Annotated in this window: 22 protein-coding genes and 1 tRNA gene; 14 read left to right on the top strand and 9 right to left on the bottom strand. The window is 61.2% G+C overall.

Annotation, left to right across the window (positions count from 1 at the left end; translation table 11 throughout):
* Positions 1-85 precede the first annotated feature (85 nt).
* The 8 genes from infB (at position 86) to BW978_RS00530 (ending at position 9,875) form a co-directional block, all read left to right on the top strand.
* Entirely contained in the window at positions 86-2,791 is a 2,706-nt protein-coding gene (gene infB, locus BW978_RS00565; RefSeq protein ID WP_076391271.1) for a translation initiation factor IF-2, read from the top strand.
* A 156-nt stretch (positions 2,792-2,947) separates the two neighbouring features.
* Positions 2,948-3,352, top strand: coding sequence for a 30S ribosome-binding factor RbfA (rbfA, locus tag BW978_RS00560; RefSeq protein ID WP_076391269.1), 405 nt, complete (start codon positions 2,948-2,950; stop codon positions 3,350-3,352).
* Positions 3,353-3,364: 12 nt separating this feature from the next.
* Positions 3,365-4,294: a tRNA pseudouridine(55) synthase TruB gene (gene truB / locus BW978_RS00555; protein ID WP_076391267.1), complete on the top strand. Its 930-nt coding sequence runs from the start codon at positions 3,365-3,367 to the stop codon at positions 4,292-4,294.
* 150 nt (positions 4,295-4,444) lie between these two features.
* Positions 4,445-4,714 carry a 30S ribosomal protein S15 gene (rpsO, locus tag BW978_RS00550; protein WP_006725260.1) on the top strand — a complete coding sequence of 90 codons (270 nt, stop codon included), beginning with the start codon at positions 4,445-4,447 and terminating at the stop codon, positions 4,712-4,714.
* Between the two features lie 315 nt (positions 4,715-5,029).
* Complete coding sequence (gene pnp, locus BW978_RS00545) at positions 5,030-7,171, top strand: polyribonucleotide nucleotidyltransferase (RefSeq protein WP_076391265.1); 2,142 nt, start codon at positions 5,030-5,032, stop codon at positions 7,169-7,171.
* A 76-nt stretch (positions 7,172-7,247) separates the two neighbouring features.
* The gene (locus tag BW978_RS00540; RefSeq protein ID WP_076391263.1) at positions 7,248-8,264 is read left to right on the top strand and encodes a class I SAM-dependent methyltransferase; all 1,017 of its coding nucleotides are present in this window, start codon (positions 7,248-7,250) and stop codon (positions 8,262-8,264) included.
* Positions 8,265-8,380: 116 nt separating this feature from the next.
* A complete protein-coding gene (locus BW978_RS00535; RefSeq protein WP_076391261.1) occupies positions 8,381-9,403 on the top strand; it encodes a helix-turn-helix domain-containing protein in 1,023 nt (340 codons plus the stop codon).
* A 208-nt stretch (positions 9,404-9,611) separates the two neighbouring features.
* Positions 9,612-9,875, top strand: coding sequence for a LuxR C-terminal-related transcriptional regulator (locus BW978_RS00530; RefSeq protein ID WP_076391259.1), 264 nt, complete (start codon positions 9,612-9,614; stop codon positions 9,873-9,875).
* A gap of 86 nt (positions 9,876-9,961) precedes the next feature.
* Here BW978_RS00530 and fabB read toward each other — a convergent pair whose 3' ends face one another.
* Both fabB and fabA read right to left on the bottom strand, forming a co-directional pair.
* The gene (fabB, locus tag BW978_RS00525) at positions 9,962-11,185 is read right to left on the bottom strand and encodes a beta-ketoacyl-ACP synthase I (RefSeq protein WP_076391257.1); all 1,224 of its coding nucleotides are present in this window, start codon (positions 11,183-11,185) and stop codon (positions 9,962-9,964) included.
* A 44-nt stretch (positions 11,186-11,229) separates the two neighbouring features.
* Complete coding sequence (fabA, locus tag BW978_RS00520) at positions 11,230-11,745, bottom strand: 3-hydroxyacyl-[acyl-carrier-protein] dehydratase FabA (RefSeq protein ID WP_054149380.1); 516 nt, start codon at positions 11,743-11,745, stop codon at positions 11,230-11,232.
* 304 nt (positions 11,746-12,049) lie between these two features.
* On the opposite strand from fabA, the gene irrA reads away from it, so the two are divergent.
* Positions 12,050-12,466, top strand: a complete 417-nt coding sequence (irrA, locus tag BW978_RS00515; RefSeq protein ID WP_006725267.1) for an iron response transcriptional regulator IrrA — start codon at positions 12,050-12,052, stop codon at positions 12,464-12,466.
* Between the two features lie 18 nt (positions 12,467-12,484).
* On the opposite strand, the gene BW978_RS00510 is transcribed toward irrA, so the two are convergent.
* Positions 12,485-13,120: a trimeric intracellular cation channel family protein gene (locus tag BW978_RS00510; RefSeq protein ID WP_076391255.1), complete on the bottom strand. Its 636-nt coding sequence runs from the start codon at positions 13,118-13,120 to the stop codon at positions 12,485-12,487.
* A gap of 127 nt (positions 13,121-13,247) precedes the next feature.
* Here BW978_RS00510 and BW978_RS00505 point away from each other — a divergent pair, with 127 nt between their 5' ends.
* Positions 13,248-13,724, top strand: a complete 477-nt coding sequence (locus BW978_RS00505) for a hypothetical protein (RefSeq protein WP_076393070.1) — start codon at positions 13,248-13,250, stop codon at positions 13,722-13,724.
* 3 nt (positions 13,725-13,727) lie between these two features.
* On the opposite strand, the gene BW978_RS00500 is transcribed toward BW978_RS00505, so the two are convergent.
* Positions 13,728-14,519 carry a YdcF family protein gene (locus BW978_RS00500; RefSeq protein ID WP_076391253.1) on the bottom strand — a complete coding sequence of 264 codons (792 nt, stop codon included), beginning with the start codon at positions 14,517-14,519 and terminating at the stop codon, positions 13,728-13,730.
* 139 nt (positions 14,520-14,658) lie between these two features.
* Between BW978_RS00500 and BW978_RS00495 the strand changes: the two genes are divergently transcribed.
* Positions 14,659-14,856: a hypothetical protein gene (locus BW978_RS00495; protein ID WP_076391251.1), complete on the top strand. Its 198-nt coding sequence runs from the start codon at positions 14,659-14,661 to the stop codon at positions 14,854-14,856.
* A gap of 86 nt (positions 14,857-14,942) precedes the next feature.
* Here the strand turns inward: BW978_RS00495 and BW978_RS00490 are convergent.
* Together BW978_RS00490 and BW978_RS00485 are read right to left on the bottom strand one after the other, a co-directional pair.
* Positions 14,943-15,018 (bottom strand) — tRNA-Ala (locus BW978_RS00490).
* 155 nt (positions 15,019-15,173) lie between these two features.
* Positions 15,174-15,557, bottom strand: a complete 384-nt coding sequence (locus BW978_RS00485; protein ID WP_076391249.1) for a TIGR02300 family protein — start codon at positions 15,555-15,557, stop codon at positions 15,174-15,176.
* A 193-nt stretch (positions 15,558-15,750) separates the two neighbouring features.
* Here BW978_RS00485 and cmk point away from each other — a divergent pair, with 193 nt between their 5' ends.
* Together cmk and rpsA are read left to right on the top strand one after the other, a co-directional pair.
* The gene (cmk, locus tag BW978_RS00480; protein WP_076393068.1) at positions 15,751-16,404 is read left to right on the top strand and encodes a (d)CMP kinase; all 654 of its coding nucleotides are present in this window, start codon (positions 15,751-15,753) and stop codon (positions 16,402-16,404) included.
* Positions 16,405-16,556: 152 nt separating this feature from the next.
* Positions 16,557-18,260 carry a 30S ribosomal protein S1 gene (gene rpsA, locus BW978_RS00475; protein WP_054149374.1) on the top strand — a complete coding sequence of 568 codons (1,704 nt, stop codon included), beginning with the start codon at positions 16,557-16,559 and terminating at the stop codon, positions 18,258-18,260.
* 71 nt (positions 18,261-18,331) lie between these two features.
* Here the strand turns inward: rpsA and BW978_RS00470 are convergent, their stop codons facing one another.
* Positions 18,332-20,047 (bottom strand): hypothetical protein, encoded by a 1,716-nt coding sequence (locus BW978_RS00470; RefSeq protein WP_139330243.1) that lies wholly within the window; start codon positions 20,045-20,047, stop codon positions 18,332-18,334.
* A 217-nt stretch (positions 20,048-20,264) separates the two neighbouring features.
* On the opposite strand from BW978_RS00470, the gene BW978_RS00465 reads away from it, so the two are divergent.
* Positions 20,265-21,662: a nicotinate phosphoribosyltransferase gene (locus BW978_RS00465; protein WP_076391245.1), complete on the top strand. Its 1,398-nt coding sequence runs from the start codon at positions 20,265-20,267 to the stop codon at positions 21,660-21,662.
* A gap of 1 nt (position 21,663) precedes the next feature.
* On the opposite strand, the gene BW978_RS00460 is transcribed toward BW978_RS00465, so the two are convergent.
* Positions 21,664-21,915 (bottom strand): hypothetical protein, encoded by a 252-nt coding sequence (locus tag BW978_RS00460; RefSeq protein ID WP_076391243.1) that lies wholly within the window; start codon positions 21,913-21,915, stop codon positions 21,664-21,666.
* A gap of 492 nt (positions 21,916-22,407) precedes the next feature.
* Complete coding sequence (locus tag BW978_RS00450; RefSeq protein WP_076391241.1) at positions 22,408-23,031, bottom strand: ribonuclease D; 624 nt, start codon at positions 23,029-23,031, stop codon at positions 22,408-22,410.
* Positions 23,032-23,058: the final 27 nt, after the last annotated feature.

Genomic DNA, 23,058 nt, shown 5'->3' with positions numbered 1-23,058 from the left:
GGTCGGCCTCCGTGGTTTAGGACAGTATGTGAACGGCGAGGCCTGATGCTCGGCATCCGGCCCCGCTCGAAGGAACGGGAACGGAATGACCGACAACAAAGACGACAAGACTATCGGCGTGAAGAAGACTCTCACCCTGAAACCCTCGGGGATGAGCCAGGGTACCGTGCGCCAGGACATGGGGCGCGGCCGTACGAAGTCGGTCGTCGTCGAAACGGTGAAGCGCCGCACGACCCGCCCGCTCGACGAAAAGCCGCCGATTACGCCGATCACCCCTGTTCGTGCGGAGCCGGCCGCGGCAGCTCCGACGCCGGCACCGACACAGGCGCCTTCGCCGGTTACGGCACCCGTTGCAGCTGCGCGCCCAGCGCCGGCACAGCAGCATCGCCCGCAGCAGCCGCAGCGCCCCCAGCAACCGCAACGCCAGCAACCTTCGCAGCCGCAGCGCCAGCAGGAACGTCCGCGTGGCGCCGTTCTGCACGACCTGTCGGCCGGCGAGATGGAAGCGCGTCGCCGCGCTCTTGCCGAAGCCCAGATTCGTGAAGTTGAGGAAGCCAAGCAGCGCGTCATCGACGAGGCTCGCCGCAAGGTCGAAGCCGAGGAAGCCGCACGCCTGGCCGCCGAAGAGGCCGCACGCCGCGCCGCCGAGCCACAGCCCGAGCCGCAGCCGGAACCCGAAGTTGTCGCCGAGCCCGAAGTGGCGCCAGTGGCTGCTGCGCCCGCCCCCGTGAACCGTACGGCCATTCCGGCACCCGGCGCACCCGGGTTCGTGCGTGGACGCAAGGCCAATGACGAAGACGAGGGCCGTGCATCTCCGCGGACGATCCCCGGCCGCGGCAAGGTCGCCATGCCTGTGGCTCCCAAGGTCCCTGCTCGTCCGAAGGTCGAGGAAGACCGTCGTCGCGGCAAGCTGACCGTTACCACGGCCAATGTCGAGGATGACGGCACCGCCCGTGGCCGCTCGCTGTCTGCCATGCGCCGCCGCCAGGAAAAATTCCGCCGCAGCCAGATGCAGGAGACCCGTGAAAAGGTCATGCGCGAGGTCATTCTGCCGGAGACCATCACCATTCAGGAACTGTCGCAGCGCATGTCCGAGCGCGCCGTCGACGTCATCAAGTACCTGATGAAGGAAGGCCAGATGATGAAGCCGGGCGACATCATCGATGCCGACCTTGCAGAACTCATCGCGACCGAATTCGGTCATACCGTGAAGCGTGTATCGGAGTCCGACGTCGAAGAAGGTATCTTCAACGTCAAGGACGACGAAGGCGAACTGGTATCGCGTCCGCCCGTGGTCACGATCATGGGTCACGTCGACCACGGCAAGACCTCGCTGCTTGACGCCATCCGCAAGACCTCGGTCGTATCGGGCGAAGCCGGTGGCATTACCCAGCATATCGGTGCTTACCAGGTCGAGCAGAACGGCCAGAAGATCACCTTCATCGACACCCCCGGCCACGCCGCGTTTACCGCGATGCGTGCCCGTGGCGCCCAGGCGACCGACATTGCGATCCTCGTGGTTGCAGCAGACGATAGCGTGATGCCGCAGACGATCGAATCCATCAGCCACGCAAAGGCTGCGGGCGTTCCGATCATCGTGGCGATCAACAAGATCGACAAGCATGAGGCAAACCCGGACAAGGTTCGTCAGCAACTGCTGCAGCACGAAGTCTTCGTGGAATCCATGGGTGGTGAAGTGCTCGACGTCGAAGTCTCGGCGAAGAACAAGCTGAACCTCGACAAGCTGCTCGAAGCTGTGCTGCTGCAGGCCGAAATCCTCGATCTGAAGGCTGACCCGACACGTACTGCCGAAGGTACTGTTATCGAAGCACAACTCGACCGCGGTCGTGGTGCCGTTGCAACGGTTCTGGTCCAGAAGGGCACCCTGAAGCCTGGCCAGATCATCGTTGCCGGCGACCAGTGGGGCCGCGTTCGCGCCCTCGTCAACGACAAGGGTGAGCACGTCAAGGAAGCGGGTCCTGCCATGCCGGTCGAGATCCTCGGCCTGTCGGGCACGCCTGCTGCCGGTGACAAGTTCGCCGTCGTCGAAAACGAGAGCCGCGCTCGCGAGATCTCCGAGTATCGTCAGCGTCTGGCCCGCGACAAGGCTGTCGCCCGCCAGTCGGGTCAGCGCGGTTCGCTGGAACAGATGATGAGCCAGCTGCAGAACACCGGCTTCAAGGAGTTCCCGCTGGTCATCAAGGGCGATGTTCAGGGTTCTGTGGAAGCCATCGTGGCAGCACTCGACAAGCTCGGGACCGACGAAGTGCGTGCCCGTATCGTCCATTCGGGCGCAGGCGCCATCACGGAATCGGATATCTCGCTGGCCGAGGCCTCCAATGCTGCGATCATCGGCTTCAACGTCCGTGCGAACGCCCAGGCTCGTACCGCCTCAGAGCGTGCCGGCATCGAGATCCGCTACTACAACATCATCTACGATCTGGTGGATGACGTGAAGGCAGCGATGTCGGGCCTGCTCTCTCCGGAGCGTCGCGAAACCTTCCTTGGCAATGCCGAGATCCTGGAGGTGTTCAACATCACCAAGACCGGCAAGGTCGCAGGTTGCCGTGTCATCGAGGGCAAGGTCGAGCGTGGTGCGGGCGTCCGCCTGCTGCGCGACAATGTCGTCATCCACGAAGGCAAGCTCAAGACGCTCAAGCGCTTCAAGGACGAAGTTGCCGACGTGCCGATGGGCCAGGAATGCGGTATGGCCTTCGAGAACTACGAAGACATTCGCGCGGGCGACACGATCGAGTGCTTCCGCGTGGAACACATCACGCGTACGCTCTGATCTCAGGCGTATCGAACAACGATCCTTTCGGGCGCCGGATATTCCGGCGCTCGCTGTTTATGGGATCGTGACTTCCGGCCTTGACCGGATGAACCACAATTACGGCATGACGCAGCAGGCAAGCGCCGCTGGATGTCATGCGAAAGGCTTTGAACCATGACAAAACCAACCTCTTCGGCACCTTCGCAGCGCATGCTGCGCGTCGGCGAGCAGGTACGTGCCGCCATCACCCAGGTTCTGCAGCGCGGCGAAGTGAATGACGATGTCATCGAAAAAACGGTGATATCGGTTTCGGAAGTGCGCATGTCGCCCGACCTCAAGATGGCGACCGCCTATGTGGCGCCGCTTGGCGTTTCCGACCACGACACTGTCATCGCTGCCCTGAACAAACATGCGAAATTCATTCGCGGGCGGATCGGCAACCAGCTCCGACAGCTGAAATACATGCCGGAAGTCCGTTTCCGCGACGACACCAGCTTCGACAACTATCAGAAGATCGATGCCCTGCTGCGTTCGCCGGAGGTCCAGCGCGACCTCGGCCCCGCCGAAGATCAAGACTGAGAAAAGACCTAGATGTCCAAACCCCGCAAGCCCAAGGGCCGTCCGATTTCGGGCTGGCTCATTCTCGACAAGCCGGTGGATTTCGGCTCGACCGAGGCCGTCGGCAAGATCAAGTGGCTGTTCAACGCTCAGAAGGCCGGTCATGCCGGCACGCTCGACCCACTCGCATCCGGCATGCTGCCGATTGCTCTCGGCGATGCGACGAAGACCGTCCCTTACGTCATGGACGGGCGGAAAATCTACGAATTCACGGTCACCTGGGGCGAAGAGCGCTCGACGGACGATCTCGAGGGCGAAGTTACACAGAGCTCGGACAAGCGTCCGGCCGAGGAAGACATTCGCGCCCTGCTGCCGAACTATACGGGGACCATCAACCAGATCCCGCCGCAGTTCTCCGCGATTAAGATCGCCGGAGAGCGCGCCTATGACCTGGCGCGTGACGGAGAGACGGTCGAGATCCCATCGCGCGAGGTCGAGATCCACCGCCTGACGCTCCTGAACTGCGAAGGCGACAAGGCACATTTCGAAGTTGAATGCGGCAAAGGCACTTACGTGCGCTCGCTGGCCCGCGACTTCGGTCGCGATCTAGGCTGCTACGGACATATCTCCTCGCTCCGCCGCACCTTCGTGGCCCCGTTTGCCGAAGAGATGATGGTGCCGCTCGCAGAGCTCGTGGCGCTCGAAGCCATCGAGGACCGGGATGAGCGGCTGGCCGCTCTCGACGCCTTCCTCGGTGATACGGCCGAAGCGCTATCCGCCTTGCCGCAACTCAGGATCACCGATGACCAGGCGCATCGGTTGCGCATGGGCAACCCGATCATCCTGCGCGGCCGCGATGCACCCGTTGCAGAGCCTGAGGCGGTTGCGCTTGCCGGCGGCAAGTTGATCGCGATCGGCGAGATCGCAGGCGGCGAGTTTCACCCGCGGCGCGTCTTCGCCTGAAGCCTTCCCGCCGCCTGCTCTTTCCTTTCTTAAGGGAATGGAGTATAGGCGGCGGCAGCTGGCCCTTCGGGTGCCTGCATTCACGGCCAATGCTGGACGACATCCCGGCGTTTGGCGACCTGTTTCTCCTTATTCTAGAAAGGATTCACGATGTCGATCACTGCAGAGCGCAAGGCCGCCCTCATCAAGGAATACGCAATCAAGGAAGGCGACACCGGTTCTCCGGAAGTTCAGGTCGCAATCCTGACCGAGCGTATCACCAACCTGACGGAACACTTCAAGGGTCACAAGAAGGACAACCACTCGCGTCGTGGCCTTCTGACCATGGTTTCGACCCGCCGTTCGCTTCTCGACTATGTCAAGAAGCAGGATGAGGCTCGTTACACGACCCTGATCACGCGCCTCGGCATCCGCCGCTAACAACTTCCCGGCGGACCTTCTTCAAGAAGGTCCGCCGGTTGCCTTTCCGGGTCAGGCTACAAGACCCGCGACCGGTTCCGCGCGAAGACCGCCCGGAACAAACGACAGGCCGGATGGGCCGGATCTGTCGACGACAACCGATGACCTGTCATGGGGCAGGATTGTTGGATGCTTCCGCACCCTGTCGGGTGCTCGAACCGGCCAATGCCGAAACCGAAGCCTCCCACTGTCTTGCCCGTGATTGCGTCAGCACATTGCAGACCGAACGCCCCTGCCCATTCGGCAGGACGAAGGTCCGCATATGAAGGACAAGATATGTTTGATGTTCACAGCGTAGAGATCGAATGGGCAGGCCGCCCGCTGAAGCTTGAGACCGGCAAGATCGCCCGCCAGGCTGACGGTGCCGTTCTCGCCACTTATGGCGAAACTGTCGTCCTCGCCACCGTAGTTTCCGCAAAGTCGGCCAAGCCGGGCCAGGACTTTTTCCCGCTCACCGTAAACTACCAGGAAAAGACCTATGCCGCCGGCAAGATCCCGGGTGGCTACTTCAAGCGCGAAGGTCGCCCGTCGGAGAAGGAAACGCTGGTTTCCCGCCTGATCGACCGTCCGATTCGTCCGCTCTTCCCGGAAGGTTACAAGAACGAAACCCAGGTTGTCGTCACCGTGGTCCAGCATGACCTCGAAAACGATCCGGACGTTCTGGCCATGGTTGCCGCTTCAGCAGCCCTCACGCTCTCCGGCGTACCCTTCATGGGCCCGGTCGGCGGTGCTCGCGTCGGCTACATCAACGGCGAATATGTTCTGAACCCACATCTCGATGAGATGGACGAGTCGACCCTCGATCTCGTCGTTGCCGGCACCCAGGACGCCGTCCTGATGGTCGAGTCGGAAGCCAAGGAACTGAACGAAGACATCATGCTCGGCGCTGTGATGTTCGGCCACAAAAGCTTCCAGCCGGTCATCGACGCGATCATCAAGCTCGCCGAAGTGGCTGCCAAGGAGCCCCGCGAGTTCGAACCGGAAGATCATTCCGCTCTCGAAGCCGAAATGCTGCAGCATTTCGAAGCCGAACTGCGCGCCGCCTACAAGAACACGCAGAAAGCTGAACGTTATGCAGCCGTCGACGCCGTCAAGGCGAAGGTGAAGGCGCATTTCTTCCCGGAAGGCGTTGAGCCGAAGTACCCGAACGAAGTCATCGGTGCCGTCTTCAAGCACCTGCAGGCGAAGATCGTTCGCTGGAACATCCTGGACACCAAGAGCCGCATCGACGGTCGTGACCTCGAAACGGTTCGCGCCATCGTGTCGGAAGTCGGCATCCTGCCACGCACGCATGGTTCGGCCCTCTTTACCCGCGGCGAGACCCAGGCGATCGTTGTCGCCACGCTCGGCACAGGCGAAGACGAGCAGTATGTCGACAGCCTGACCGGCATGTACAAGGAACGCTTCCTTCTGCATTACAACTTCCCGCCCTACTCGGTCGGTGAAACGGGCCGCATGGGTTCGCCAGGCCGCCGCGAAATCGGTCATGGCAAGCTCGCATGGCGCGCTATCCGCCCGATGCTGCCGTCGCCTGAGCAGTTCCCCTACACGCTGCGTGTTGTCTCGGAGATCACCGAGTCGAACGGCTCGTCCTCGATGGCAACCGTCTGCGGCACCTCGCTCGCACTGATGGACGCCGGCGTTCCGCTGGCCAAGCCGGTTGCCGGTATCGCCATGGGTCTGATCCTGGAAGGTGAGCGCTTCGCGGTTCTCTCCGACATCCTCGGTGACGAAGACCACCTCGGCGACATGGACTTCAAGGTTGCCGGTACTGCCGATGGCATCACCTCGCTGCAGATGGACATCAAGATCGCCGGTATCACCGAAGAGATCATGAAGGTCGCACTCGGCCAGGCACAGGGTGGCCGCAAGCACATCCTGAACGAAATGGCGAACGCCATCACCGAAGGTCGCTCGCAGCTCGGCGAATTCGCACCGCGCATCGAAGTGATGAACATTCCGGTCGACAAGATCCGTGAAGTCATCGGTTCGGGCGGCAAGGTCATCCGCGAAATCGTCGAGAAGACCGGCGCCAAGATCAACATCGAAGACGACGGCACCGTGAAGATCGCCTCCGCCTCCGGCAAGGAAATCGAAGCGGCCCGCAAGTGGATCCATTCGATCGTGGCCGAGCCAGAAGTTGGCGTGATCTACGAAGGTACCGTTGTGAAGACCGCCGACTTCGGCGCCTTCGTCAACTTCTTCGGTTCGCGTGACGGCCTCGTGCACATCTCGCAGCTGGCGTCCGAGCGTGTCGCCAAGACCTCCGACGTCGTCAAGGAAGGCGACAAGGTCTGGGTCAAGCTCATGGGCTTCGATGAGCGCGGCAAGGTTCGCCTGTCGATGAAGGTCGTCGATCAGACCACCGGCCAGGAAATCGTGGCCGAGAAGAAGAACGACGGCGAAGCCGCTGAATAAGCGGACGTCGTTCCCGATCCGAGGCGCGGGAGAATTTCCCGCGCCTTTTTTGTTCGCCGAGAAAGAAGACCGAGCCATGAGCCGCGAAACCCTGAAGACCCTGTTCCACCCCTTCGTCACGGAAACCGTCGCCCTTCCCGAAGCCGGAAGCCGTTACCTGTTTCTCGGCGCCGAGGCGGGATTTGCCAAGCCCGAGGGCTTTGCAGCCGAACTGACCGTGGTTCAGGATTTCCGCCCGGAATTCCGGCGCCTCGAAGCCAGCCACCTCCAGCCCGTCCCGACGGTCGATGGTGAGGGCTACGACGGTGCCCTCATCCTCTGCAGCAAGCACAAGGGCGTCAACGAGGACCGCGTCGCCGAAGCGCTGAAGCGGGTCAAGGCCGGCGGCATCATTCTGGTCGCAGGCGCCAAGGAAGACGGCATCCTGCCGCTGCGCAAGCAGCTCGACAGGTTCGGCCTCGCACCGGAATCCATGCCGAAATACCACGGCGTCGTCGTCTGGTTCGCCGCACCCGAGGATCCATCAACAATCGTTTCAACGCTTTCCGCCAAGCCGGTCACGGTCGACGGTCGCTTCGAGACGCGCTCCGGTCTCTTTTCCCACGCCCATGCCGATGAAGGCTCCGAACTGCTCGCAAGCCGCCTGCCGACGGCCTTCGACGGCAATGCAGCCGATTTCGGCGCGGGCTGGGGCTATCTGTCGGTCATGCTTGCGGAGGCTGCGCCCCGCACCAATCGCATCGATCTCTTCGAAGCGAGCCACGAGGCCCTGGAGCATGCCAAGCGCAATCTGGCGCGCAACTGCCCTGATCTGACGACACGGTTCTTCTGGCAGGATCTTGGCAACGAGCCGCCGAAAGAGAAGTACGACCTCGTCATCATGAACCCGCCCTTCCATGAGGGCCACGCCGCCGAGCCTTCTATCGGTGCCGCAATGATCAAGGCAGCCGCAGATTCGCTGCGCGGCGGCGGTGACCTCCTGATGGTGGCAAACCGGGGCCTGCCCTACGAGCCCGTGCTGGCTCAACATTTCAAGCAGTCTGGAGAAGTATGCCGGAATGCCCGCTTCAAGGTCCTCTGGGCAAAGCGCTGACACAAAAGCGATCGTGATCGGGAGGGCGCGGACTTAGACTACGCGCCCCTCGACTCCGGATCGCACCTACCTTAGCATCTGGCGCCATAAGCTTCACTTCTGGCGCCAGCGGTCTCATGCCTTCTCGGAATCTCACCGATGAATTGACCACCGTGGCCGGCCTCGCATCAGCGGTGGTCGAGCATGCCCTGTCCTATGGCATCGACATAAAACCCATTTGCAAGGCGCTGGAGATCGATCCGCAGATTTTCCAGAGCCTGACTGCGCGCATCAGCCTCGATCGCCTCTGCAGGCTCCTGGAGACTTGCGCGCTGCTGTCCGATGATGAGGCATTCGCACTTGCAAGCATCACGCGATATGAGGCCGGCTCGACCGGTCCGTTCGGCTACGGCTTGATGGCGGCGCCGACAGGGCTGGATTTCGTCCAGTTTCTCGACGACCACATCCAGTATGTGACCCATACCAGCTATTCCAAGCTGACGCTCGACGAGCGCGGTGCGCATCTCGCCTGGACCTTCGCTCCCATCATCGTAAAACGCGACCAGTATGTCGACATGTCGGTCGGGCTGGTAATGCAACGGGCCCAGGCGTTTGCCACCAGCGACGGTATCGAAGTTCAACTGGAAAGACCGGCTCCGCGCAATCACAAGCCCTTTCGGCAGTTGCTGTCGCGGCGCGTGAGCTTCGGCGCGCGTGTGAACTGCGTGCATTTCCCGCCCAGCTTCCTTCAGGCGCAAAACCCCACGGGCGACCGCAGGCTTTTTGAACTGATGGATCTGCAATGTAGGAGCCTGAGACCGCCGACGCCTGAGAAGAGCGCTGATTTCCTGGAGCAGGTCCGTCGCTACCTGCTGCTGCACGTATCGGATGACGATTATCCGCTCGCCGAGATCGCACCCTATTTCGGATTGTCGGAGAGAACGTTCCAGCGCCGGCTGGCGGGCCACGGAACGAACCTCAACGAATTGCGGGATCAGATCCGCAAGGAGGTCAGCTTCAATCTGTTGACCGAAAGTGAACTGCCGATCTCGGAAATCTGCTACCGGCTCGGCTACTCCGCGCCGAGCGCCTTCACGCGCTCCGTCACGCGGTGGTTCGGCACCACCCCAACGGAAGTACGCGAGCGGAAGTCTGCCTGACAGCTGCAGAAACTTGACAAGGGCGGCGCGATCGGCCCTAATTGAGCGATCAAAGCGCTTCCAGCGCTGTATTTCCCTTCTTTTAGCGTGTTCGGATAAGCCGTTGGCGCGCGATGTCAACGACGCAAGTCCGGCAGAATGCTATGAGCGCCGCCTGACGACCTGATGGATATCAAGTCGACGTTTCTCCATTGCGGCAACTTAAATCATGAAAACCGATACCAAACAGGCAATCGGACGATCGCCTGCTGTTTCGATCCTCTCGGATCGCGAAATACGCTGCCTGCAGCTCGTAGCCGAAGGCATGCGGTCGGACGAGGCGGCGAATGCGCTCGTGCTGTCACGGGAAGAGGTGAACCAGGCTCTGGTCAGTGCTCAAGAGAAGCTCGAAGCGAGCAATCTGATGCATGCGGTGAGCCTCGCCATGCTGATCGGCGTCATTGACCATACCGATCCTCATCAACCGAAGTAAGCCGTACTCCCACGGCTGGCGGACCACTTCGGATGAACGCCTGGCGCGGCAACGCGCCAGGCTTTTTTGTTCCGGCGTCTGGACGATCAGCCTTGATGACGCTGGAAAACCAGCGTCGCGTTGGTACCGCCGAAGCCGAAGGAATTCGACAGCACGGTATCGATCTTGGCGTTGTCGATGCGCTTGCGGACAACCGGCACACCCTCGAATTCCGGATCGAGCTCGGTGATGTGGGCGCTTTCGCCGATGAAGCCGGCCTGCATCATCAGCAGGCCATAGATCGATTCCTGCACGCCGGCGGCGCCGAGCGAGTGGCCGGTCAGCGACTTGGTCGACTGGATATGCGGGATCTTGTCGCCGAAGACTTCGCGGATCGCACCGATTTCCTTGGAGTCACCCACCGGCGTCGAAGTGCCATGGGTGTTGATGTAATCGACATCACCCTTCACGGTGGACAGGGCCTGACGCATGCAGCGGATCGCGCCTTCGCCCGAGGGAGCGACCATGTCGTAGCCGTCGGAGGTGGCACCATAGCCGACGACCTCGGCATAGATCTTGGCGCCGCGGGCCTTGGCATGCTCGAGCTCTTCGAGGACCAGAACGCCAGCGCCGCCGGCGATGACGAAGCCGTCACGAGAGGCGTCATAGGCGCGGGACGCGGTCGAAGGGGTGTCGTTGTACTTCGACGACATGGCGCCCATAGCATCAAACAGGCTGGACATGGTCCAATCGAGATCTTCGTGGCCGCCAGCAAAGACCATGTCCTGCTTGCCCCACTGGATCATCTCATAGGCGTTGCCGATGCAGTGCGCCGAGGTCGAGCAGGCGGACGAGATCGAGTAGTTGACGCCGTGCAGCTTGAACCAGGTGGCAAGCGTTGCGGATGCCGTCGACGACATGGCCTTCGGAACGGCGAAGGGGCCAATGCGCTTCGGGCTGTTGTTCTGGCGGACGATATCGGCAGCTTCGACGATCTGCTTGGTCGACGGACCGCCGGAGCCCATGATGATGCCAACGCGCTCATTCTGCTGATAATCGGCCTCTTCGAGACCGGCATCAGCGATCGCCTGCTTCATGGCCACATGGTTCCAGGCGCCGCCCTGGGACAGGAAGCGCATGGCACGACGGTCGACCAGATCGGTCGGGTCCAGACCTGGCTTACCCCAGACCTGGCACTTGAAGCCGTGTTCGGCGAAATCGGGAGAAAAGGTGATGCCCGACTTGGCGTCGCGCAGCGATGCCGTGACTTCGGCGGCATCGGCACCGATGGAGGACACGATGCCAAGACCTGTTACTACAACCCGTCTCATCTCTCAGACCTTCTTTATAAACTTCAGGTGCGGACCGGGCCGGTTCAGGCCGCCTTGTCCTTCGACAGACCGACGCGCAGGTCGGATGCCTGGTAGATAGTTTCGCCATCAGCCTTTAACCAGCCATCGGCCGTGCCGAGCACCAGGCGACCGCGCATGACGCGCTTGAAGTCGATGCCGTATTCGAGAAGTTTCGTCTCGGGGCGCACCATGCCCTTGAACTTCACTTCGCCCGTTGACAGGGCCATGCCGCGGCCGGGCTCTCCCAGCCAGCCGAGGAAGAAGCCGGTCAGCTGCCACATGCCGTCGAGGCCAAGGCAGCCTGGCATGATGGGGTTGCCCTGGAAATGGCAGGGGAAATACCAATCATCGGGACGGACATCGTATTCGGCACGAATATAGCCCTTGTCGAAGGCGCCGCCGGTTTCGGAAATATCGGTGATCCGGTGCACCATCAGCATGGGCGGAAGGGGGAGCTGCGCATTGCCCTCGCCAAAGAGTTCACCGCGGCCGCAGGCAAGGATTTCGTCGTAGTTGTAGCTGGACTGTCTCGTAACCATTGTTCTTCTTCTTCCCCCCTCTGCTTCAGATATCCGGGACCCATTAGAGCAAGACGGTGGCAAATTGAAGCCCCGCAGCCGCTACGCCGGTTTCCTTGAGGCCGTGTCGGCCTCATCCTCATATCATCGTCGCATACAGTAAGGAAAAGGGCATCACCAGACCCGAAGCATCAAAAACCGCCCGACAGCAGGCGTCTCACGGCTTCTCGCGAGCGTAACTATTGAAAGAGCCTGATTTTGCAGTTATATCCACACGTGTGGATGTTCATGCATGCCACGCAACGATTGGAGTGCGTCTTTGACGATGGCAACCTGCCAAACGGGTATCGAACTGAAACTGCGCCGCTCGGGCCTGCGCCCGACGAAGCAGCGCATTGCGCTTGCCGGCCTTCTGTTCGCAAAGGGTGACCGCCACCTGACCGTCGAAGAGCTGCACGAAGAGGCTATCTCCGCCGATTTTCCAGTCTCGCTTGCGACCGTCTACAACACGCTGCACCAGTTCACCGAAGCGGGACTGATCCGCGTTCTCGCTGTCGAAAGCTCCAAGACCTATTTTGATACGAACGTGTCCGACCATCACCATTTCTTCGTCGAAGGCGAGAACAAGGTGCTGGATATCCCGGTGAACAACATCAGCATCGACAATCTGCCGCCACCGCCAGAAGGCATGGAAATCGCGCATGTCGACGTTGTGATCCGGCTGCGCCCCAAGCAGGGCTGACCTCGCCCTCGCCTCTCCTCACATGACCTCATCCGGATGCCGGCCCGGCTTGTGCCTGTAGGTCGGGAACGTCCATCCGAAGTAGAGTGCGCCGCCTCTGATCGCAAAGGCTGCCAGCGCTCCGATCGCGGAGGCGGCATAAAGCGGCATTCCGAACTCGTTCGCCGCCGTGAAGACCGCCGCTCCAACCAGGGCCGCGGTGATGTAGATCTCCGGCCGCAAAAGCACCGAGGGCTCATTGGCCAAGAGATCGCGCAACACACCGCCAAGACTCGCCGTCAGCGTGCCCGTGACGATGGCGATTGTCGGGGAGCCGGTCGCGGCTAGACCTTTCGCCGCGCCCATCACGCAATAGGCCGAGAGCCCGATGGCATCGAGCCAGATCAACAGGCGATAGCGCGATTCGACGAGATGGGCTGTGAAGAAAACGACGACGCCGATCGCGCAGCAGATCAGGATGTAATCTGGGTTGAGGACCCAGAACACTGGCACACGACCCAGCACGATGTCCCGAACCGTCCCGCCGCCGAGCCCGGTCACCACCGCGAAGAAAAGAAAGCCGATCATGTCGAGCTGCTTGCGCGACGCGGTGAGGGCGCCCGTGGCAGCGAAAAGGGCGATCCCGGCATAATCGAGATAGGACAGGAACGACATGGCTGGTTTCCTTGCTGGAGCGTTCAGTCGGGGGTCAGATTTGGATCACGCCGTTAAGGGTGAGGCAAGTCGCAGCCGCTAGACTTCTCCCATCGTTCAGCACAGATTGCGCTTCGGAGTCCAGACCGTGACCTTCCTCTCCCGCTTCCTTCTCTTCGTCGTCGCGGTCGGCCTCTTCGCCGGACCTGCCGTCGCGCAGCAGGAATTGCTGACCGATCCCGAGATCTACGAGAAGACCCACTACACCAAGCGTTGCGACGCCGTGCAGTTTGGCGGTCGCTTCCTCGATCGTATCGACATCAACAATGACGGCCTCACGGACGTGGTCACCAACAGCAGCGAAATCGTCTGCGACGGCGTGCGCGGCCCTGATTGCACCGCCGAAGGATGCCCCTTCAACTTCTATCTTCAGGTGAAGGAAGGCGGCTACTTCATGATCGCCACGGCACAGATGTACTCGTACGACTTCATCAAGCGCTTCGGCAACATGGTCTTCGTCTTGAAAATGCACCCGCGCTATTGCGAGCGCGAAGAGGGTCAGGAGCCGTGCGCGATGACGGTGCGCGTGCGTGGCACAAAATTCCTGACGATCTCGAAAAAGTAACGTTTACGGCGCGGGGAAGACGTCGTCGATCCTGCCGAGAATGCGATAGGCGGCGAGCCCCACCCACTCGCGGACGGCGGTCGACATCTGCTGCGCGTTGAGGGTAGGCTGCGTGAAGTCGAGAGCGAAGGACAGATTGCCGGCGGTGCGATAATCGACCGGCCATGGCGCTACATCGACACCTGCTTTTCGAAACAGCCCGACGGAGCGTGGCATGTGGAAGGCAGACGTGATCAGCAGGCATGGCCCCAGATCGCGCCCGGACAGAAGTTCGCGGCTGTTCTGGGCATTTTCATCGGTGTTTCTGGAGGTCGTTTCGGCGATGAGCCGGTCGCCAGGAATGCCGAAGGCCTCAAAGAAGCGGATCGAGGCTGCGGCATCGCCCTCGTAAACACCGCTCAGTGATCCGTCGCCGCCCGACACGAGAATTCTTGCCTCGGGATATCGCATGGCGAGGCGCAGCGCTTCGACGAAGCGATCGGCCGCCTGATTGAGATCCACGCCGCCGCGGGCGGTCGTGACTTCGGTTTCGAAGGCGCCACCCAGCACGATCATGCAGGAGACCTCCGAAGGATCCGCCGCCGGCCGTGGAAATCGCGCTTCCAGGCTTTGTAAAAGGACGGAGCCGAGGGTCGTGTAGAGGGTGAGGAACAGAATCAGAAGCGAGAGCGACAGAGCAGCCACGGCAGAACGAAGCCAGCGGAACCAGATCAGGATCAGGGCAAGCACACCCAGCAGAAACACCAGAGAGAGCGGCTGGATCGCATTCCAGAACAGTTTCGAAACCACAAACACGCTGGACTCTCCCGGTCCGACTAGCCGCCCACGGCTGAAGCCATCAGACCTCAGGGAGGCCAGCTTCGCTCAAGGAGGCGTTACTAAACCCTCGTCCCACTGTCACCCATTTCGATTCTAAATTTTCCGGGAGGAAACCATGCGATTTGCTATCGACACCGTGGACGACTCCGGCAATGACCGTCTTTATATCGGCACACCCGTGCATGTCAGCGACGACAAGCTGCACCTGAAGCTTCGCGACGGCGAGGTGAAGCTCGACATCCGCAAGATCATCGACTGGTTCCAGATCGATCTGTCAGAGACCGGGGAGCGGGTGGAGCTGTTTCGGCGGTGAAGCGCTGAACGCTCACGACGCGAACGACTGCCGTTTAAGCGCTGCGCCTACGCGCCGCATCACTCAAGGAAATCTGTTGGGAAATTTGGTGGAGCTAAGCGGGATCGAACCGCTGACCTCTTGCATGCCATGCAAGCGCTCTCCCAGCTGAGCTATAGCCCCATCAGGGTACCGGGTTTATTCCGGCTCCGGGAACCCGTCTGAAAGCATCGCTTCCGTCGGGGTGGCGGCTTGATACTTCCGGTAGTCGGAGATGGCAAGCCGAAAAATGAAAGCCCGGGCATTTTTTTAAGCCCGGGCTCGAAATCCTTGAAATATCAGACTTCGTCGTCGTCGCCGGTGACGCCGATCAGGCCGGTCATGTCATCATCGTCGTCGTCTTCGTCGGCTTCCAGGAAGGTGTCGTCGTCATCGCCGTCGATCTCAACGTCGTCGTCGCCGATATCAGGGATATCGTCACCCGATGTCTCGTCGGCGTCCTCGAGGGACACGAGCTCGACATCCGTGTTTTCGGTATCGACTTCGGCCACTTCCTCTTCCTCAGCCTTCTCCATGATGGCTGCGACCGAGGTTTCCTCGAAATAGGAAAGCGGCCAGGACTTGTTCGTGTACGGCGACACGATCGGGTCCTTGTTCAGGTCGTAGAATTTCTTGCCTGTGTCGGGGCAAGTCCGTTTCGTTCCAAGTTCTGCCTTCGCCACTGTCAAAGCCTCATGAAGTCGTGAAGATTAAGGGCATGCGCCAAGCGCCCGGCGCGAGGCCGGCCAAACTGTAGTCGGTCCCCTTAATCGCTGATGCCCGTCCTGTCAAAGGCAATCTGCGGGGACATTTTCGCAACCGCCAACTCCCATGCGCCGCTTGGCAATGGCGGCCAAGATTTGTATCAGCGGTGGCATGACCGTTACAGACAACGAGGGCCGGATGATCATCGCCATCGACGGACCGGCCGCAGCCGGCAAGGGAACGCTGTCGCGCAAGATCGCGGAGACCTACGGGTTCCACCATCTCGACACCGGGCTCACCTATCGAGCGACGGCGAAGGCGCTCATCGACGCCGGACTGCCGCTCGACGATGAGGCGGTGGCAGAGCGCATGGCGCTTGCCGTCGAACTTGCCGGCCTCGACCGCGATGTTCTCTCGGCGCATGAAATCGGTGAAGCGGCGTCGAAGATCGCGGTCATGCCGGCCGTGCGTCGTGCCCTGGTCGAGGCACAGCGAGCCTTCTCGAAGCGCGCGCCCGGCACCGTGCTCGACGGTCGCGATATCGGCACCGTCGTCTGCCCGGACGCCCCGGTCAAACTCTATGTGACGGCGTCGCCCGAGGTTCGCGCCAGACGCCGCCATGACGAGATCCTGTCGAAGGGCGGCAGCGCCGATTTCGACGCGATCTTCGCCGACGTGAAGAAACGCGACGAGCGGGACATGGGACGGGCCGACAGCCCTTTGAAACCAGCTGAAGACGCGCACTTGCTAGATACTTCCGAAATGAGTATAGAGGCCGCATTCTTGGCGGCGAAGGGTCTTATCGACGCTGCCCTGACGAAATGAAGTGACCAGGTTCCGGACAAGCCGGAGCCTGAGGGCCGACATCCAGTCCCCGCGCCGGAATTGCTCTTTTGAAAGAGCGGATCGGTTGTTGGCCAAGATCAACACTAGCCCCCGGCGCTCACGCATCCAGTTGGATGCGATCAGGAGATTTCATGTCTGTTTCTACCCCGTCGCGTGAGGACTTCGCAGCCCTCCTCGAAGAATCCTTTGCCAAGACCGATCTGGCAGAAGGCTATGTTGCCAAGGGCATCATCACGGCCATCGAGAAGGACGTCGCCATCGTTGACGTCGGCCTCAAGGTCGAAGGCCGTATCGCACTGAAGGAATTCGGTGCACGCGCCAAGGACGGCACGCTGAAGGTCGGCGACGAAGTCGAAGTTTACGTAGAGCGCATCGAAAACGCTCTCGGCGAAGCTGTTCTGTCGCGCGAGAAGGCTCGTCGCGAAGAAAGCTGGATCAAGCTCGAAGCCAAGTTCGAAGCTGGCGAGCGCGTTGAAGGCGTTATCTTCAACCAGGTCAAGGGCGGCTTCACGGTTGACCTCGACGGCGCCGTTGCCTTCCTTCCTCGTTCGCAGGTCGACATCCGTCCGATCCGCGACGTGACCCCGCTGATGCACAACCCGCAGCCCTTCGAAATCCTCAAGATGGACAAGCGTCGCGGCAACATCGTTGTTTCGCGTCGTACGGTTCTCGAAGAGTCCCGCGCCGAGCAGCGTTCGGAAATCGTGCAGAACCTCGAAGAAGGCCAGGTTGTTGACGGCGTCGTCAAGAACATCACCGATTACGGTGCGTTCGTTGACCTCGGCGGCATCGACGGCCTGCTGCACGTCACCGACATGGCATGGCGCCGCGTCAACCATCCTTCGGAAATCCTGTCCATCGGCCAGTCGGTCAAGGTTCAGATCATCCGCATCAACCAGGAAACCCACCGCATCTCGCTCGGCATGAAGCAGCTCGAGTCGGATCCGTGGGATGGCATTGCTGCCAAGTACCCGGTTGGCAAGAAGATCTCCGGTACCGTCACGAACATCACGGACTACGGTGCATTCGTCGAGCTGGAGCCGGGCATCGAAGGCCTGATCCACATCTCGGAAATGTCCTGGACGAAGAAGAACGTTCATCCCGGCAAGATCCTTTCGACCACGCAGGACGTCGACGTTGTCGTTCTCGAAGTCGATCCGTCCAAGCGCCGTATCTCGCTCGGTCTCAAGCAGACCCTCGAGAACCCGTGGCAGGCATTTGCCTTCAGCCATCCGGCCGGCACTGAAGTCGAAGGCGAAGTCAAGAACAAGACCGAATTCGGCCTGTTCATCGGCCTCGAAGGCGACGTTGACGGCATGGTTCACCTGTCGGATCTCGACTGGAACCGTCCGGGCGAACAGGTCATCGAAGAGTTCAACAAGGGTGACGTGGTCAAGGCCGTTGTTCTCGATGTTGACGTCGAGAAGGAACGCATCTCGCTCGGCATCAAGCAGCTCGGCCGCGACGCTGTCGGCGAAGCCGCAACTTCGGGCGAACTGCGCAAGAACGCTGTCGTTTCGTGCGAAGTCATCGGCATCAATGATGGTGGCGTCGAAGTGAAGCTCGTCAGCCACGAAGACATCACGTCCTTCATCCGCCGCAACGACCTGGCCCGCGATCGTGACGATCAGCGTCCGGAGCGTTTCTCGGTTGGTCAGGTTTTCGACGCCCGCGTCACGAACTTCTCCAAGAAGGACCGCAAGGTCATGCTGTCGATCAAGGCTCTCGAGATCGCAGAAGAGAAGGAAGCCGTTGCTCAGTTCGGTTCGTCCGACTCGGGCGCTTCGCTCGGCGACATCCTGGGTGCAGCCCTGAAGAACCGCAACAACGACTAATCCTCGCTGTTCGCTGAATGCAAAGAACCCGCCGGGAGCGATCCCGGCGGGTTTTTCTTTGGTCTTGAGTATCAGGTGAGACCGGCCATCCGCAGGTAAAGCTCGTGTGCGGGCTCGGGCGGAAGCGGCAAAGCCGTCTCTGAAGGCGCCGGTAGGGCGGACAGCTCCGCCACCATGCTCTCCTGCATATACGTCTCCGCTGGTTCACCGGCCGGGCCTTCGCCTTCGGGCATCACGACGTCTGCAGCATGCTCGTCACCATCGACAGCTTCGTCCCTGTCATCGTCCTCGGCATCCTTCTGCCCATCTCGGTTGCCGGAATCCTCTTCTTCCTTCTCGTCGACGCGTTCGACGTCGAATTCGTCTTCCACTTGGTAAGGAATGAAGGGTATCGGCATGCCTTCCCGCGCAATCGGAAACCTCGCCAGCGCCTGCTCCGACAGCGGGATTGCGCCGGGCGCTGGGCGCTCCTCTGTCGTTTCCGTCAGGGCTGCATCCTGCATGCGTGCTAGCTGCTCGGTTGAATCGCTCGTTTCGTCGGATGAGACCGGCGGCGCGGCAGGTGTCGCCGCCAGTTGCGCTTCCAGGCCGGGAGCGATGCTCGGCCGGGCTGTGGCTTTCGACTCGGTCGAAAGGCTCTTCAGCTGCAGGAGTGCCCGAACGAATTCCGATTCGAGCAGTTCGGCGAGCCAGCCCACCGGCACCGACGGTGTGGGCCTCGCCTGCCCCGGCACGGCGATCACCGGCATGGCTGTGGGAGATGTAGCGGAGGGCGGCGTCTGGCGATCCGGGGCGCCGATGCCACCACCAGGGGCCTGCTCTTCCGGCTGCCCGGCGGCGCCGCTCGCTGGCGCGGGTAGCCTTTGGCCGCTTAGAACTTGCGTGGCCGGGCTGTCTGTGGGCGATGGCGACAGGCCTGCGAACGGTGCCGCTCGGCTCGTCTGCGGTTCAGTCCCGGCCTTCTGCAGCGGCTGGCTTGCGCCTGTCGCCACCGGCAAACTTTCGGGTCGACCGGACGCAATATCGAGGCCCGGCAGGGAGCCGGATGGCGTTGCCGTTGTGGCTCGAGCGGAGCGCGTCGCATCCATGTCTGGACGCTGCGGCGGACCATCATTTGCGGCCCGCGCTTCGGCATTGCCTTTGGCTTCGGCGGCTGGCGTGTTTACAGGTCTGTTTTGCTCGGCTGCCGTCTGTGCAGGGTGCTGGGGGTCGCCCGTCGCACGTCCGGCATCGTTTGCGGCCAAGGGACGGTTGACGCTCGGAGCCGTCGAGCGCGCTTCTCCGGCCGCCTCCCGATAGGATGAGATGACCGAGCGTGTCGCTCCATCCCTGTCCGTCTGACGATAAAGTTCGAGATAAAGTGCCAGTGTTGCGCGTTCCGGGCCTGATGGGGCCGCCATGGCCGCCAGCAGTGTGCGCAATTGCAGTCCTGCAAACGACTGGATCAGGAGCTTCTGCAGCTTCAGGCGATCGGCGGCCGGCAGTGCCGCGATGCCTTCGATCAAGCGGCCCATGTAGTCGCCAGGCGTCTCGTCGGCGCGCCGCTCGATCTTCAAGGCGGCGCCGAGGACGTCTGCCAGAACAGAAAGATTCTGAGACATGCGCTCCGGACCCGACAGGAGCATGATGTTCAACTGGCCCGCGATTGCGGAGGTCTGGTTGATGGCTGTTGGCATTGGCGGTGAGGCAGGCGCTGTGGCGCGAGAGCCGACCGGTTGTTCCGGGCGCGGCTTCATATCGGTCGCAGACGTGTAGGACGCAGGGGACGCAAGGACTGGAGGAAGCATGGCAACCTCTCCGGTTCTGGTGCCTCGGGACAAGTGTTACGGGGGACATCAGAGCCGTGCCACGGCTGCCGATCCCGATCCTTAATCCTTGCCTGATTTGGTTAATGAAACACTAAGGCGCAATCTCGGCGCGCGACACCAGCCTCGCGCATTGATTGGCGTGCATGATGGACGAGGCGGCGTGCTGTCGCCGATTCGATCCAACACGGACGCAGGCATGACACGCAATCTCCTCCTGAACACCGACAGCTACAAGCTTGGCGTCTTTCTGCAGTATCCAAAGGACACGCGGGCCGTCAGCGCCTTCGTTACCACGCGGGGCAACTCCTTCCGCCCCGAGGTGATGTTCTTTGGCCTGCAGATGTTCCTGAAAGACTATCTGTCGAAGCCGATCAGCCGTGCTGACATCGACGAAGCTGAAGAGATTGCACGCGACCACGGCCAGCCTTTCGACCGCAAGGGATGGGAGCACATCCTGAATTCACATGGCGGACTGTTGCCGCTGCGTATCGAGGCACTGCCCGAGGGCGCTGCGATCCGTCGCGGCGTGCCCGTCATGCAGGTGGTCAATACCGATCCTCTCGTGCCGTGGCTCACCTCGTATATGGAGACCGCACTGCTTCGCGCCGTGTGGTATCCGTCAACGGTCGCGACGACCGCCTGGCGCATCCGGATGGCGATACAGCCCTTTCTGGATAGGACCACGGACGATCCGGCCGGGCTGCAACCGAGCCGGATCAGCGATTATGGTTGCCGTAGCACCTCCAGCGTCGAACAGGCTGCGATTGGCGGGGCGGCGCATCTCGTCCATTTCCACAGTTCCGATTCGCTTCCCGCCATTCTGCAGGCGCGTCGCTTCTACAGGGCCTCAATGCCTGCCCATTCGATTCCAGCGGCCGAACATGGAACGATCATTACCTGGGGCCAGGAGCATGAGACGGAAGCCTATTCCAACATGATCGACAATTTCGCGAGTTTCGGCGGCTATTCCGTTGTCTCGGACAGCTTCGACCTCCACAACGCCGTTTCAGAGATCTGGGGCAAGAAGCTGCAGACCAAGGTCCGCGCTGCCGGTGGCGTTCTCGTGGTGCGGCCGGACAGTGGCGATCCGATCGAAACACCGGTCCAGGTCGTGGCCCAACTCGCCTACGCCTTCGGTACACGGCTGAATGGCAAGGGTTTCAAGGTGCTCGACGGCAATGTCCGGGTGATCCAGTCGGACGGCGTGTCGATCCAGGATATTCAGATGATCCTCGGCCGACTCGAAGGCATGGGTTTCTCTACCGAGAACATTTCCTTCGGCATGGGATCGGGCCTGCTGCACAAGATCAACCGGGACACGATGTCCTTCACCATGCGCACCAGCGCCGTCCAGGACGTTGGGGGCCGGTGGCGTACGGTCGTGCGCCGCCCATCCAATCCGCAGGAGAAGGTATCGATGGCCGGCCGTGTGGCTGCGATCGCCGACGGCTATGACATCATGCCGATCCCGCTGGAAGACCTCGGAAACCGCCCCAACCTCTTGCAGCCGGTCTGGCAGGACGGGGAACTCCTGGTGGACTGGAGCCTGGACGAGATACGGGCCAGGGCGACGGCCGCCAGCCTGCCGCGCTAGATCAGTCGATGAGACGCATGAACCGGGGATAGAGGCCGGCCTCGTCCGAGGGGACCGGAACACGCTCGCCAAACGCTTCTTCGGAGCGGCTGCGCTCGTCGACAATGAATGCGTCTAGCCAGTTGGCAGGCGCGTAACGCGGGCCCTGGTCTTCCGTGTCGGCTTGTTCCGCAGGCGCTTCGATCAGATCCAGGTCATAGCTGGATGAATTACGCGATACAGAGTCGAGGAGGATACTGGCTGCTTCCGTCATGGTCGCCTGATCAACGCCTTATGTGCAACGAGCAACTTGAATGGCCCGCCGCGTTACCGATTTCTATGCGGGGATCATGCGAAGTCTCGGTTAATGAAACCTTGGCGAAATGGGCCGAGCTCCCCTCAAATCTCACCCATGAGAAGATCTAGCCATGAGCTTCAAACCTCCAGCCTCTCTGCTTTCTCCCGCGCTTCACTACAGCGTCACGCCCCTCGATCTGGAACTGGCCGGCTAAATGGCCGATGCCTTGGGGCGGGTGGGCCGTAAGACTGAGGAGGCTCTCGAGACGCTTGCTGGCGCGCGTGGCGTGGACGAGGCCCCGATCGAAGACTTGCTCCATGCAGCAGCTGACGCAGTATTCGGGTTGATGGTCCAACGCGAGCTATGTAGCCTGCGAAACCAGGGCGACATGATCCAGCGGTACGCCATCCCTGCCGATGTCATGTCCCGGGTCGGCATTGTCAGGCGCGACTGAGGCCGCCAAAAACTTCAGCTATGCGCGAAGATGTCGGTTTCTTCCCAGCCGAGAAGATCGAGCTTGGAGCGGGTGGGAAGGAATTCGAAGCAAGCCTTTGCATGTTCCATCCGGTCGTCGCGCAAAAGGCGCTGCGTGAGCTTGTCGCGGAGGGCATGCAGATGCAGCACGTCCGAGGCCGCATATTCGAGCTGCGCCTGGCTCAGGGTCTCGGCCGCCCAATCAGACGATTGCTGCGCCTTGGAGATATCGACCTCGAGCATTTCCTTGAGATTGTCCTTGAGACCGTGCCGATCGGTGTAGGTTCGGGTCAAGCGGGAGGCGATCTTGGTGCAGAAGACATTGGTCGTGGTCACACCGAAGGTGTGAAAGAGGACCGCAATGTCGAAGCGACCATAATGGAATATCTTCTGACGCGTCGGATCCGCAAGCATCGCCACGAGGTTGGGCGCATCCTTTTGATTTTTGGCGATCCGGATTACGTCGGCGGTTCCGTTACCGGAAGACAGCTGGACGACGCAGAGACGATCGCGGCGCGTTACGAGGCCGAGGGTCTCCGTATCGATCGCAATGGCGTCGACATAGCGACCGGCGGCATCGGACGAGATGTCCCCCTCGTGATAGCGGATCGTCGTCATCGGTTGCTCCAGAAGTCAGATGTTGTC

Origin of the sequence: Rhizobium sp. RU33A (assembly GCF_900156055.1) — a bacterium.
In the GTDB taxonomy this organism is placed as follows: domain Bacteria; phylum Pseudomonadota; class Alphaproteobacteria; order Rhizobiales; family Rhizobiaceae; genus Allorhizobium.
Note: the sequence above shows the minus strand (reverse complement) of the source record. Positions and strands in the feature narration are given on the sequence as shown.